This window comes from Streptomyces exfoliatus, assembly GCF_000725545.1.
GTDB lineage: Bacteria > Actinomycetota > Actinomycetes > Streptomycetales > Streptomycetaceae > Streptomyces > Streptomyces exfoliatus.
The window spans coordinates 1-12852 of sequence record NZ_JNZP01000006.1; the positions used below are offsets into that span (position 1 = coordinate 1).

The window sequence follows — 12852 nt, forward strand, 5'->3', positions numbered from 1 at the left end:
CCCCCCATCCCCACCCGGATCCGAAAGGCCACACCCATGATCGTCCGTTCCTTCGACGAGCTCGAGAACACCGAGCGGCATGTGAGGGCCGCCTCGGGCACCTGGGAGAGCAAGCGGATCGTCCTGGCCCGTGAGCGGGTCGGCTTCTCCCTCCACGAGACGGTCCTGTACGCCGGCACCGAGACCTCCATGTGGTACGCGCACCACGTCGAGGCCGTGGTCTGCACGGCCGGCGAGGCCGAGCTCACCGACCTGGAGACGGGCCGCACCTACACGATCGTGCCCGGAACGATGTACCTCCTCGACGGACACGAGCGCCACACCCTCAGGGTCAAGCAGGACTTCCGCTGCCTGTGCGTCTTCAACCCGCCCGTCACCGGGCGCGAGGACCACGACGAGAACGGCGTCTACCCCCTGCTCACCGAGCCCGAAGGGCCCGTCGGGGACCACGCCTGAAGCACGGCACACCACCGAACGAACGCACCCGTACGAGAAAGGAAGGCACGCTCCCTCATGGCCTCCGCACCCACCCGTCCCGTCGACCTCTACCCCACCCGTGGCTCCGAGGAGGAGCTGATCGGCCGCAAGGACCCCGTCGTCTGGTCCGAGCCCGGCACGGCGGGCCCCTTCTGGGCCCGTGAACTGGAGGAGTACGACCGCGACGGCTTCGTCACGGTGGACGAGATCGTCACCCCCGAGGAGGTCGACACGCTCCGGGCGGAACTGGACCGGCTCGTCTCCGACCCGGCCCTGCGGGCGGACGAGCGGGCGGTCGTCGAACCCCACTCCCAGGAGATCCGTTCCGTCTTCGAGGTCCACCGGATCAGCGAGGTCTTCGGCCGGCTGGCCGAGGATCCGCGGATCGTGGGGCGCGCCCGCCAGATCCTCGGCTCGGACGTCTACGTCCACCAGTCGCGGGTCAACGTCAAGCCCGGCTTCGGCGCCAGCGGCTTCTACTGGCACTCCGACTTCGAGACCTGGCACGCCGAGGACGGTCTGCCGAGGATGCGGACGGTGTCGGTGTCGATCGCGCTCACCCCGAACCACACCACGAACGGCAGTCTGATGATCATGCCGGGCTCGCATCGCACGTTCCTGGGCTGCGCCGGGGCCACGCCGGAGGACAACTACAAGAAGTCGCTCCGGATGCAGGACGCCGGCACACCGTCCCACGAGGCGCTCACGACGTTCGCCGACGCCTGCGGCATCCGCCACTTCACGGGCCCGGCGGGCTCGGCCACCTGGTTCGACTGCAACGCCCTGCACGGATCGGGCGACAACATCACCCCGTACCCCCGGAGCAATGTGTTCCTCGTCTTCAACAGCGTCGAGAACCAGCCCGAGGCGCCCTTCGCCGCCCCGGTCCGACGGCCGTCCTTCGTCGCCGCGCGCCCGTGGGACCGCGCATGACCGGTCCCGCATCCCTCGACCGGCGCCGCTTCCTCGGCAGGACGGCGCTCCTCGGCGGACTCGCCCTCACCGCGGGCCCGCTGGCCGCCTGCACCCGAACCCAGGCCGGGACGGGGGCGCCCGAGGACGACGGCGCACTCCTGGCGCGACTGCGGAAGCAGGGCTTCGTGCGGGTCGGGTTCGCCGGTGAGGCACCGTACGGGTTCCAGGACGGCGCCGAACTCGCCGGCGAGGCCCCCACGCTGCACCGCGAGGTGTTCACGGCGCTCGGCGTGCGCGAGCTGCGCCCGACGCTGACCGAGTTCGGCGCGCTGATCCCCGGGCTCCTCGCCGACCGATTCGACGTCGTGAGCGCGGGCATGTCGATCACGCCCGAGCGCTGCGCCAAGGTGATCTTCTCCGAGCCGGAGTTCGTCTCCCCCACCGCCCTGATGGTCCGCGAGGGCAATCCGAAGGGGCTGAGCGACCTGCGGTCCTGCGCGGCGAAGGGCGCCACCGTCGGGGTGCTGACCGCCGCGGTCGAGACGTCCTACGCCAAGGCGGCGGGCGTCCCGGACGGCTCGGTGAAGGCGCTGGCCAAGCAGCAGGACGGCCTCGACGCCCTCCTGGCGGGCCGGATCGACGCCTTCGCCCTGACCGCCATCTCACTGCGCTGGCTGGCCAAGACGAACGGGGGCGCCGCGGTGGAGGTCACCGAGGCCTTCGTCCCCGAGATCGACGGCAAGCGTCAGCTCGGCGCGGGCGGCGCCGTGTTCCGGCCCGGGGCGACCGGCCTGCGGGACGCCTTCAACAAGGAGCTCGTGAAGATAACCGGCGCCCCCGACCGGTTCGTCGGGCTCATCGGGCGCTACGGCTTCACCGAGCGCGAGGTACCGCCCCGTTCGCTGCGGACGGCCGACCTGTGCGCCGGCTGAGGGGCGGCCGCGGTGGCTGACTTCCTCACCGAGCTGCGCCGGGCGCTGCCCCGGCTCGCCGAGGGGCTCCTCGTCACGGTGGAGGCGACGGTGCTCGGGGCCGCGCTCGCCCTGCTCCTCGCGTACACCCTGGGACTGCTGTCCCGCTCCGCGCGCCGGCCGGTGCGCGGAGCGGCGCGGGTCGTCGTGGAGTTCTTCCGGGGGACATCGCTGTACGTGCAGCTCTTCTGGCTGTTCTTCGCGCTGCCGATGGTCGGGTTCCGGCTCGAACCGCTGGCCTGCGCCGTGCTCGCGCTCGGTCTCAACTTCGGGGCGTACGGCTCCGAGGTCGTGCGGGGCGCGGTGGCGGCGGTGCCCCGGGCCCAGACCGAGGCGGCCGTCGCGCTCGGCATGGGGCCGGTGCTGCGCCTGCGGCGGGTGGTCCTGCCGCAGGCGCACGCCCTGATGGTCGCGCCGTTCAAGAACCTGCTGATCCAGCTCCTGAAGGCGACGCCGCTGCTCTCCCTGGTCACGGTCCCCGACCTCACGTTCCAGATCGACCAGTTGCGCTCGGCGACGGGCTCGACGGCGGCCTCGTACCTGCTGCTCCTGGGGCTCTACTTCGGCATGGCCGTCGTACTGAGCCTGCTGATGAACGCCTTGGAGCGGGCTGCGAAGGCCCGTCTTTCGGATCAGGTCGGATCAGGGAGCGGCGGCCGGCGCCGTGGATCGCGAGGCGGAGGAGGGAGTCAGGGCGGAGCCATGGCGAGTGACGACAACGCGGCGAGGCGCGGTGCCGGCCGCCGCGAGCCCGACATGATCCGGAAGACGGGCCCTGAGGCCCGCCCCGGGCAGGAAAGGACCGTGTGATGTGGGACGGGGAGGCGGCGTGGGCCGCTCTGCCGGTCGTCCTGGAGGGGTTCGGCGTCACCCTGGTCGCGACCGTGCTGGCGTTCGCCGTCGCGATGGTGCTCGGTCTGGCGCTCGCGCTCGTGCAGCGGGCCGGTCCGCGGTGGCTGGCGCTTCCGCTGCGCGGGGCGGCCGGGTTCGTCCGGTCGACGCCGCTCCTGGTGCAGTTGTTCGCGGCCTGGGTGCTGGTGCCGGGGCTCGACGCGCCGACGCTCGGGGTCCTGGTCCTCGGCGTGCACTACGCCACCTACCTCTCCGAGGTGTACCGGACGGGCATCGACTCCGTGCCCCGGGCGCAGTGGGAGGCCTGCACGGCGCTTTCGCTGCCGCGCCGGCGGGTGTGGCGGGCGGTGGTGCTGCCGCAGGCCGTCCGCAACGTGCTGCCGCCCCTGGGCAACTACGCGGTCTCCATGTTCAAGGAGACGCCGCTGCTCTCGGTGATCACGGTGCGGGAGATGGTCCACGAGGCGAACACCTTCGGCAGCACCCACTTCGCCTATCTGGAGAGCTTCACCCTGGCCGCCGCCGTCTTCCTGCTGGCGAGCTGGCCGACGTCCGTGCTGATACGACGACTGGAGGCACGCCTTGCCCACTGAGGACCTGGCGGTCCGCTTCGACCGGGTCACGAAGCGGTACGGGGACCAGACCGTGCTCGACGGACTCGACCTGGAGGTGGCCCGCGGTGAACGCGTGACGCTGATCGGTCCGAGCGGGTCGGGGAAGACCACGATCCTGCGGCTCCTGATGACGCTGGAGCGGGTGACCGACGGCGTCATCCACGTGGCCGGACAGCCCTTCTCCCACATGCCGGGCCGCGCGGGCGGGAAGCTGGTGCCGGCGAGCGAGCGGCATCTGGCGGTGCGGAGGCGCCGGATCGGCATGGTCTTCCAGCAGTTCAACCTGTTCCCGCACATGAGCGTCCTGGAGAACGTGGTGGAGGCGCCGGTCCACGTGCTGGGCGAGAGCCGGGACGAGGCCGGGCGCAGGGCGCGGGAGCTGCTCGACCTGGTGGGACTCGCCGACAAGGTCGACGCCCGCCCGACGCGGCTCTCCGGCGGCCAGCAGCAGCGGGTGGCCATCGCCCGCGCGCTCGCGATGCGGCCCGAGATCCTGCTCCTGGACGAGGTGACGTCCGCGCTCGACCCCGAGCTGGTGGCGGAGGTGCTGGACGTGCTGCGGGACGTCGCCCGGCGGACCGACATCACGCTGCTCTGTGTGACGCACGAGATGGGCTTCGCCCGGGACGTCTCGGACCGGATCCTGATGTTCGACCGGGGCCGGATCGTCGAGTCGGGACCGGCCGCCGAGCTGCTCGACTCGCCCGTCGAGGAGCGCACCCGCGCGTTCCTCGGTTCGGTCCGCTGAGATCCGCTGAGTGAGCGCTGAGCGGGGGCGCGCGTACCGGCGACCGGTCCGCGCGCCCCCGCTCAGCGCTCACTCAGCCGTGGTCAGCCGTCGGTCCCGGCGACGGCCATGCCGTCGCGCAGACGGTTCAGGCTCCGCGCGAGCAGTCGTGAGACGTGCATCTGGGAGACGCCGAGGCGCTCGCCGATCTGGGTCTGCGTCATCTCCTCGACGAAGCGGAGGTGGAGCAGCAGCCGGTCGCGCTCGTCGAGGGCCTCCACGAGCGGGGCGAGGGTGTGGAAGTCCTCGAAGAGTTCGAGGGCCGGGTCGTCCTGGCCGATGACGTCGGCCAGGGCCGCGTCGTCCTCGTCGCTGTCACCCCCGGTGACCGGGGCGTCGAGGGACGTCGTGTTGTAGCCGTTGGCGGCCACCTGTGCCTCGATCACCTCGTCCTCGGACAGGTCCATGACGGGGGCCAGCTCCGCGACCCTGGGGGCCCTGCCGAGCTGCGAGCTGAGCTCGTCGGTCGCCTTCGCCAGCTCGACCCGCGCCTCCTGGAGACGGCGCGGAACGTGCACGGCCCAGGTGGCGTCACGGAAGAACCGCTTGATCTCTCCCACGATGTACGGCACGGCGAAGGTGGCGAACTCAACCTCGCGCGACAGGTCGAAGCGGTCGATCGCCTTGATCAGACCGACCATGCCGACCTGGAGGATGTCCTCCATCTCGTCGCCGCGCGCACGGAACCGCCTCGCCGCGTACCGCACCAGCGTCATGTTCATCTCGATCAGGGTGTTCCGGACGTACTGGTGCTCCTCCGTCCCCTCCTCCCGCGCCGCCAGTTCGCGGAAGAACACCTTGGACAGCGCACGCGCGTCGTGAGGTGGCACCTCGTGTGGGGCTTCGAGAACGGGCAGATCCTCACACGTACCGTCGGTCACGTACGTCGTCATCGTCTCGGCCGGCTCGCTCCGCACGGGACAACCTCCTCCTGCTCAGGGTCCGTTCAGCGGTCTCGGTTCTCGTACCCCCGCATTCCCGGGGCACTCCACCGCGTGGCGCGCGGCTTCCACCGGCGTGGGGACGCATCACTACGGCCCGAACGGGCAGGCGAAAAAGGTCACCTGTTGACGAATCAGGAAGAAGGGGACAGTGATGAACACCCGGAGCGGTACCCGGTCGCGGGCGGCCGGCACGACCTCGCGCGGCGGCACGGGGGGCGGGGGATCGTCCCCGGTCCGGACGCCGGCCCAGGCACGGCAGCTCGTCCGGCACACGCTCGCGGCTCTCGGCCCGGCGCGGCCTTCGCAGGTCGAGGACCTGCTCCTCGTCACCTCGGAACTGGTGACGAACGCGCTCCGCCACGGAGGCGGGGTCGCCGCCTTCGGCATCCGCGTCGGGAGCGACCGTGTGACGGTGTCCGTGTCCGACAACAGCGGGGAGTCGCCGCTCTACGAGCTGCGTGACGAGCTGCGTCCCGGCGGTTTCGGCTGGCCGATCGTGCTGCGGCTGTGCCGTGAGGTGACCGTGGACCGGCACCCCGCGGGCAAGACCATCCATGCGACGGTGGCGTTCGACCGCCGCCCCGCTCACCACCAGTAGGCGGGGTACCTCGGTGCTCCGCGTCGGACGCGGGACGCGGCGAAGGCGGTCAGGACGAGCAGGATCGTGGACCCGAACAGCAGGGGCACGAACCGCGCCGGTTCGGGCGCCTGGAGAACGATGACGACGGCGGTCGCGCAGGCGGGCGAGTGCGGGGTCCTGGCGAACGTCGTCAGGGCGAGGGTGAGACCGGCGGCGAGGGCGGCGGCCCACGCGCTGCCGTGCGCGGCTGCCCCCACCGCGTAGCCCGCGGCGGCGCCGAGGAGGTGTCCGACGACCACGCTCCTGGGCTGGGCGAGCGGGAGAGCGGGCGCGCAGTGCACGAGGGCGGCGCTGGCGGCGAGCGGCGGTATCAGGACGGGCTCGTGCAGGGCGGCGCCGATGGCGACAAGCCCGAGGAGTGCGGCCGTGGCGGCACTGACGTTGTGGACGGCGGCGGCGGGCGTGGGCCGGGCCGGTGCCCGGCCGCTGATCCTGGACCTGCGGGTAGGCCGGTCCTCGGGGATGCCGGTGGTCGGAGCGGGTTCGGTGCGCTGGGCGGTGTCGGTGTTCATGTGGCGGGGTGTTTCCGGGGCAGGCGGCCGTGCGGCCGGACGAGGCGGAGAGCGGGCGGGCCAGGGCACGGGGAGTCCGGCGGCCTTGAGCCGCCGGCGACCCCTTGGTCGTACGGGCCCTGTGGTCGTACAGGACCCTGTGGTCGACAGCCGGCCCGGTCTCTCGCCCGAACCGGGTGCGGCGGTGCGGGCTCCCACCACTCTAACCAGCACGTTTCCGGCACCGTGGGGCGGGGGCTCATACGTTCGGCCGCTCCGGGTGGCCCGGGGCCACGGGGGTGAGCAGGCTGGGGACGGTACGACCGGACCAACCCGGGCCCACCGACGTCGGCAGCCGGGGACGGGCGGTCGTCCTACCGCCCACTCGCTCGCAAGGGGATGCATCGATGACCGACGCCGGCTCGTCCTACCGTGATCTCCGCGCGCTGGTGATCAACTGCACCCTCAAGCGGTCGCCGGAGCGCAGCCACACTCAGGGGCTGATCGACATCAGCACCGGCATCATGGAGCGCCAGGGTGTCGAGGTCGAGGTGCTGCGGGCGGTGGAGCTCGACCTCGCGACCGGTGTGTGGCCGGACATGACCGAGCATGGGTGGGAGACCGACGAGTGGCCCGTCATCTACTCGAAGGTGATGGCCGCGGACATCCTCACCTTGGCTGGACCTGTATGGCTGGGAGACAACTCCTCAGTCATGAAGAAGGTGATCGAGCGCCTGTACGCCTGTTCGTCGATCCTGAACGAGCACGGCCAGTACGCGTACTACGGCCGGGTCGGAGGCTGTCTGATCACCGGCAACGAGGACGGCGCCAAGCACTGTGCGATGAACGTCATCTACAGCCTCCAGCACCTCGGGTACGTCATTCCGCCGCAGGCCGACGCGGGCTGGGTCGGCCCGGCCGGCCCGGGACCGTCCTACCTCGACCCCGGCTCGGGCGGGCCGGACAACGACTTCACCAACCGCAACACCACCTTCATGACCTGGAACCAGCTCCACCTGGCACGGATGCTCAAGGACGCGGGCGGGATCCCCGCGTACGGCAACCAGCGCTCCGAGTGGGACGCCGGCTGCCGCTTCGACTTCGAGAACCCGGAACACCGTTGAGTGCGGTCCAGGGACGGAGGCGGTTCGCATCCCGTCGGGGCGGGGGACGATCGGCGAGGACCCCCCACCTGTCGTGGTAGGGGGTCTCGTCCAGTAGCGGCGCGGGCGGATTCGCTGCCCTTCGCGGGCTCAACGGCTCTTGTACATCGTGACCGTGAAGCTGACCTTCTTACCGCTGTGGTAGTCGGTGCTGTCCCACACCGAGAGGTGAGACCTGTCCTTCATCCGCAGGTGCAGCACCTCATCGGCGTTGTTCCAGTTGTACCCGACGAACTGGAAGTTCGGCTCGGGGCTGTCTCCCATTCTCCTGGTTCCCCAGCTGCAGATGCGCGACGAGTCGTGCTCGCAGACGGACCAGGCTTTGGCGTACAGGTGGCAGTCCTCCCCCTGCCATACGTCGATACGCTTCAGCCTCGCGTCGGACGAGCGCCACTTTCCGTTGAACGGGCTGGCGGAGCACGAGGCGGCTGCTTCTTTCGTCGAGGTGACGGTGAGCACCACCGAGAGGGAGAGCGTCAGGGCGGCCGTCAAGAGCACGGCCATGATCTGGCGCAGGGGAATGCGGGCAGAAGAGACCTGTGTCATCGTGAACCTCCGATAGCGGGTCGCAGCGCGGGACATCCCGTCGTCACACGACGCGTTGTCCCCCCTACTTCGGCTGAACGCCACTCATTCGGGCCCGGGACATCTCGCCCTTTACCCCCTGCCTATTCCAGAGCAGCACTGCGCAATCCTGATCGCAAGTCGGCAGTATTCTGCGCGATTCGCGCACGATTCAAAGATGAATGCGATCCAAAGTGGATCGGTCAATGAATGCGAATGCGTGGGTGAGATTCCATGCCGGGTCGAGCGAGTCAGCGCCGGGCCGGGGCCGTGGTTCAACCGGCGCCAGAGACGTACAAGACGCTCCGCGAGCGGGGTGAGGGCGTGTCCGACGTCCGAGACGTGTCCGGGATGCCGAAGCGGGCCGGCGGCGAGCCGCCGCACGGCAACGTGCGCGCTGCCCGGGACGTCGGCTGCAAGCCGGACTTCCCCACCCCGAACACCGCTGAACGACCGGGCCCGCGGAGGCCTCTGGCGTCACCTCCGTTTTGGATTGTCGGAGGATCATCAATACGATCCGGCGATGATCACGAGAAAACGGCTTGCGACCGGGGCCTGCGCGCTGCTCGCCGCCCTGAGCGTCGCGCTCCTGCCGTCGAGCGCGGCCGCCGACGAGCCGGTGGCGAAGGAATCCCCCAAGGTCGAGCTGGTCCTCGACGTCAGCGGCTCCATGCGGGCCAAGGACATCGACGGCAAGTCGCGCATGTCCGCGGCCAAGCAGGCCTTCAACGAGGTCCTCGACGCGGTGCCGGAGGAGGTCCAGCTCGGGATACGCACCCTGGGCGCCGACTACCCGGGGCAGGACCGCCAACGGGGCTGCAAGGACACCCGGCAGCTGTACCCGGTCGGCCCGCTCGACCGGACGGAGGCGAAGACCGCCGTCGCGACCCTGGCCCCCACGGGCTGGACCCCGATCGGCCCGGCCCTGCTCGGCGCGGCCAAGGACCTGGAGGGCGGCGACGCCACCCGCAGGATCGTGCTCATCACGGACGGCGAGGACACCTGCGCCCCGCTCGACCCGTGCCAGGTGGCGCGGGAGATCGCGGCGAAGGGCATCCACCTCGTCATCGACACCCTGGGCCTGGTGCCGGACGCCAAGACCCGGCAACAGCTCACCTGCATCGCGGAGGCCACCGGAGGCACGTACACCTCCGTCCACCGCACCGAGGACCTCTCCCGACGGGTTCGTCAGCTGGTCGACCGCGCCGCCGACCCGGTCGTCACGCCGGTGGCCACCGAGGGCGCCGTGCGCTGCGCCGACGCGCCGCAGCTCAAGCCCGGTCTGTACACCGACCGCGAGGCCTTCGGCCAGCACCGGTGGTACCGGGTGGACCTGCTGCCGGGCCAGGAACTGCGCGCCTCCGTCAGTGTGGCGGCCGACCGGGCCGTCCACAACGACTACGGGGTGCTGCTGCGCGCCGTCACCCTGCACGGCCGGGAGATCGTCCGCGGCTCCGAGGCCGGTGACGGGCGCACCGACGTGATCTCGACGGGTCTGCGCTACCCGAAGCCGGAGCTCGACGACGACGGGCCCGGGGACGCGAAGCCGGCCGCCGAGACCGTCTGCCTCCAGGTCAGCAACTCGTTCTCCGCTCCCCCGTCGGTCAAGACGACGCCGGGCATGCCGATCGAGCTGACGGTCGACGTGGTCGACGGCCCGTCGGCCGCTTCCGACGTGGCCTCCTTCGGACTTGGCCGCGGCTGGTGGCTGCTCGCCGGCTTGGTGCTCGTCGGCTTCCTCGCCGGTCTGCTCTGGGGCTGGCTGTCCCGCTGGCGCTTCGCTGTCTGGAGGACCCACTGATGCGTACCGTACGCACGCTCGCCACGGCCGCCCTCGCGGGCGCCGCTCTCCTCGGGCTCGCCGCGCCGGGCGCGACGGCCGACTCCCCCACGCCCACCGCCGACCCGAGCGCGAGCGCCGGGCCGACGGAGGCGGGGACCACCTTCCGCACCGCGGCGAGGTTCCTCCCGGGGCAGCAGGCGTCCGCGCAGGCCGCCACGGGTGACTACCTGTACTGGGTGTTCCCCGCGGACACCGGACAGCGGCCCACCGTGAACGCCACCGTCACCCTGCCCGACGCGGCCCTGCGGCACGGGTCCGCCACCTGGCGGATCGACGTGTACGACGGACTGCGGCGGCGCCAGCCGTGCATGTACGGCACCCAGTCCCGTACGGCGGCGAAGGAGGCCGCGACCCTGGAGCTCGCCTGTGTGCTGCGCCCGGTCCGCGCCTCGGCCGACGCCTGGTCGAACGACCCGCTGCCCGGCAGCTACTACGTGCGGCTCACCGTCACCTCGCTGCCGGACGACGACCTCGGCCAGCCTTTCGACGCCCGGATCGGGGTGAGCACCGTCGACAAGGGCGGCGCCTACGCCACGGACGGCGGGCTCGCCGCGCCGCTCGTGCCCGGCGCGACGACCGCCGACCAGGCGGAGGCCGACGCCGACGCCGGCCGGCCCTCCGCCGTCGAGGCCGCGGCCCCCGAGGACGGCTGGTCCTCCGGCTGGTGGTCGGACCGCTGGCTCTGGACCGCGGCGGGCGGCGTGCTCGCGGCCCTCGCGGGCATCGGCGGCTATGTGCTCACGCGCGGCGCGGGACGCCCGTCCCGGATCCCACCGGCCGCCTGACCGGCCGCTCGCACACACGAAGGCCCCCACCGCCTCGGCGCGGTGGGGGCCTTCGCGCGTGGGCCGGCGCGGCCGGGCGGGGTTCACCGGCGAGCGGGGAAGCCGTGGGTACGGGCGCCCGCGACGACGGCCACCACCGGCAGGAGCAGGACGAGCACCGTCCAGGACAGGGCGCCCGCGCCGAGGGCGTCGAGCAGGAGGCCGCCCGCGAGACCGCCCGCGGCCATGGCAGCGTTCCAGAGGCTGACCAGCATCGTCTGGGCGGTGTCGGCGTCGTCCCCGCCCGCGTCGGCGACGGCGGTCTGCAGCAGGGTGGGCGCGCCGCCCCAGCCGAACCCCCAGAGGACGGCGGCCGTCAGGACGAGCGTGGTGCCGCCGGACGGGACGGCGAGCAGGGCGGCCGCGACGGCGAACAGGATCGTTCCCGCGAGGGTCAGGGTGCGGAGCCTGCGGTCGATGTGACGGCCGGTGAACCAGATCCCGGCGAGCGAGGCGCCGCCGAAGACCAGCAGGACGAGTCCGGTGGAGCCGGCCAGGCCGATACGGCCGAGGTAGGCGGCGACGTAGGTGTAGAGGACGGTGTGGGCGAGGACGAGGGTGAAGGTGACGGCGAGGACCGGAAGGACGCCGGGCACCTTCAGGGTCCGGGCGACCGGGGCGCGCCCGCCGCGTGCCTCGCCGGGCAGGTCGGGGACGGCGAGGGCGATCCAGCCGAGGAGGGCGACGGCGATCAGAGTCATGGCGGTGAAGGCGGTGCGCCAGCCCACGGCCTCGCCGAGGAAGGTGCCGGCCGGGACGCCGAGGGAGAGCGCGAGCGGGACGCCGGTCATCGCGACGGCGACGGCCCTGCCCTGGAGGTGCGGTGGGGCGATCCGGCGGGCGTATCCGGCGAGCAGTGCCCAGGCCAGGCCGGCGGCGACCCCGGCGAGGAACCGGGCGCCCATGGTGAGGGCGTACGAGGAGGAGAGGGCGGTGACGGTGTTGGCGGCGGCGAAGCCGGCGACCGAGGTGAGGAGCAGGCGCTTGCGGCGCCATGCCGCGGTGCGCGCGGCCAGGGGTACGGCGGTGAGGGCCGTGCCGAGGGCATAGGCGGTGACGGACTGGCCCATGGCGGCCTCGCCGACGCCGAGGTCGGCGCTCATGGCGGGCAGGACGCCGGCGGGGAGGGTCTCGGTGAGGCTGGTGACGAAGACGGCGGTGGCGAGGGCGAGCAGGGCCGCGAGGGGCAGCCGCCCTGAGGGGGCGGGCCGGTCCGTGGCGGAGGGATCGGTGGCGGGCGGCACGGCGGAACGGGCCGCCGCTGTCGGGTGGTTGGCCATGGATCTATACTCGAACCCTCACATTGATGTGAAGGTCAAGCGAGTCCCTGGAGGGAGCGTCCCATGCGGATCGGGGAGCTGTCGGAGCGCACCGGAACACCCCGCCGGCTGCTGCGCTACTACGAGGAGCAGGGTCTCATCGTCGCGGACCGGCTGCCCAACGGCTACCGGGACTACGACGCGTCGAACGTGGACCGGGTCGCGCAGATCCGCGGCCTCCTGGACGCCGGCCTGCCGACCCGGATCATCAAGCAGATCCTGCCGTGCCTGAACAAGCCTCGCGTCATCCACTTCCCTGACGCCACCCCGGAGATGCTGGCGACTCTCGAGGAGGAGCGGGACCGGATGACCGAGCGGATCCGTTGTCTCGTCCGGAACCGGGACGCGGTGGCGGAGTATCTGGACGCGGTACGGGGGGAGTTGGCGGAGCCGTCGGCGTGACCCAAGCAAGCGGTTCTGATGATCCTGTGACCGGACGGGCCGGGAT

15 protein-coding genes are annotated in these 12852 nt (G+C 71.9%); 11 read left to right on the forward strand and 4 right to left on the reverse strand.

Annotated features, from left to right (window positions below; genetic code table 11):
- The first annotated feature begins 36 nt into the window (after window positions 1–36).
- The 6 genes from IO20_RS0108930 to ehuA are packed head-to-tail and all read left to right on the forward strand — an operon-like array spanning window position 37 to window position 4577.
- Complete coding sequence (locus IO20_RS0108930; protein ID WP_030550568.1) at window positions 37–456, forward strand: ectoine synthase; 420 nt, start codon at window positions 37–39, stop codon at window positions 454–456.
- Window positions 457–513: 57 nt separating this feature from the next.
- The gene (gene thpD, locus IO20_RS0108935; protein ID WP_030550569.1) at window positions 514–1410 is read left to right on the forward strand and encodes an ectoine hydroxylase; all 897 of its coding nucleotides are present in this window, start codon (window positions 514–516) and stop codon (window positions 1408–1410) included.
- On the forward strand, window positions 1407–2324 hold the full coding sequence (ehuB, locus tag IO20_RS0108940) for an ectoine/hydroxyectoine ABC transporter substrate-binding protein EhuB (RefSeq protein WP_030550574.1): 918 nt from the start codon (window positions 1407–1409) through the stop codon (window positions 2322–2324). Before thpD ends, ehuB begins: the two co-directional genes overlap by 4 nt.
- Window positions 2325–2336: 12 nt before the next feature.
- A complete protein-coding gene (ehuC, locus tag IO20_RS0108945) occupies window positions 2337–3173 on the forward strand; it encodes an ectoine/hydroxyectoine ABC transporter permease subunit EhuC (RefSeq protein ID WP_063761403.1) in 837 nt (278 codons plus the stop codon).
- Complete coding sequence (ehuD, locus tag IO20_RS0108950; protein WP_030550576.1) at window positions 3173–3808, forward strand: ectoine/hydroxyectoine ABC transporter permease subunit EhuD; 636 nt, start codon at window positions 3173–3175, stop codon at window positions 3806–3808. Before ehuC ends, ehuD begins: the two co-directional genes overlap by 1 nt.
- A complete protein-coding gene (gene ehuA, locus IO20_RS0108955; RefSeq protein WP_030550577.1) occupies window positions 3798–4577 on the forward strand; it encodes an ectoine/hydroxyectoine ABC transporter ATP-binding protein EhuA in 780 nt (259 codons plus the stop codon). The genes ehuD and ehuA overlap by 11 nt, the downstream gene beginning before the upstream one ends.
- Before the next feature lie 83 nt (window positions 4578–4660).
- Here the strand turns inward: ehuA and IO20_RS0108960 are convergent, their stop codons facing one another.
- A complete protein-coding gene (locus IO20_RS0108960) occupies window positions 4661–5509 on the reverse strand; it encodes an RNA polymerase sigma factor SigF (RefSeq protein WP_030550578.1) in 849 nt (282 codons plus the stop codon).
- A 202-nt stretch (window positions 5510–5711) separates the two neighbouring features.
- Between IO20_RS0108960 and IO20_RS36325 the strand changes: the two genes are divergently transcribed.
- Window positions 5712–6158 (forward strand): ATP-binding protein, encoded by a 447-nt coding sequence (locus IO20_RS36325; protein ID WP_051874492.1) that lies wholly within the window; start codon window positions 5712–5714, stop codon window positions 6156–6158.
- Here the strand turns inward: IO20_RS36325 and IO20_RS0108970 are convergent.
- Window positions 6146–6712, reverse strand: coding sequence for an HPP family protein (locus IO20_RS0108970; RefSeq protein ID WP_030550580.1), 567 nt, complete (start codon window positions 6710–6712; stop codon window positions 6146–6148). The genes IO20_RS36325 and IO20_RS0108970 overlap by 13 nt on opposite strands.
- A gap of 386 nt (window positions 6713–7098) precedes the next feature.
- Between IO20_RS0108970 and IO20_RS0108975 the strand changes: the two genes are divergently transcribed.
- A complete protein-coding gene (locus IO20_RS0108975) occupies window positions 7099–7815 on the forward strand; it encodes a flavodoxin family protein (protein WP_030550581.1) in 717 nt (238 codons plus the stop codon).
- A 129-nt stretch (window positions 7816–7944) separates the two neighbouring features.
- Here the strand turns inward: IO20_RS0108975 and IO20_RS40225 are convergent, their stop codons facing one another.
- A complete protein-coding gene (locus IO20_RS40225) occupies window positions 7945–8400 on the reverse strand; it encodes a hypothetical protein (protein WP_157850754.1) in 456 nt (151 codons plus the stop codon).
- A gap of 541 nt (window positions 8401–8941) precedes the next feature.
- On the opposite strand from IO20_RS40225, the gene IO20_RS0108990 reads away from it, so the two are divergent.
- Together IO20_RS0108990 and IO20_RS0108995 are read left to right on the forward strand one after the other, a co-directional pair.
- Window positions 8942–10219, forward strand: a complete 1278-nt coding sequence (locus IO20_RS0108990) for a VWA domain-containing protein (protein ID WP_030550583.1) — start codon at window positions 8942–8944, stop codon at window positions 10217–10219.
- Window positions 10219–11046, forward strand: coding sequence for a hypothetical protein (locus IO20_RS0108995; RefSeq protein ID WP_030550584.1), 828 nt, complete (start codon window positions 10219–10221; stop codon window positions 11044–11046). Before IO20_RS0108990 ends, IO20_RS0108995 begins: the two co-directional genes overlap by 1 nt.
- A gap of 83 nt (window positions 11047–11129) precedes the next feature.
- Here IO20_RS0108995 and IO20_RS0109000 read toward each other — a convergent pair whose 3' ends face one another.
- Window positions 11130–12365 (reverse strand): MFS transporter, encoded by a 1236-nt coding sequence (locus IO20_RS0109000; RefSeq protein WP_030550585.1) that lies wholly within the window; start codon window positions 12363–12365, stop codon window positions 11130–11132.
- Between the two features lie 63 nt (window positions 12366–12428).
- On the opposite strand from IO20_RS0109000, the gene IO20_RS0109005 reads away from it, so the two are divergent.
- Entirely contained in the window at window positions 12429–12806 is a 378-nt protein-coding gene (locus IO20_RS0109005) for a MerR family transcriptional regulator (protein ID WP_030205566.1), read from the forward strand.
- Window positions 12807–12852: the final 46 nt, after the last annotated feature.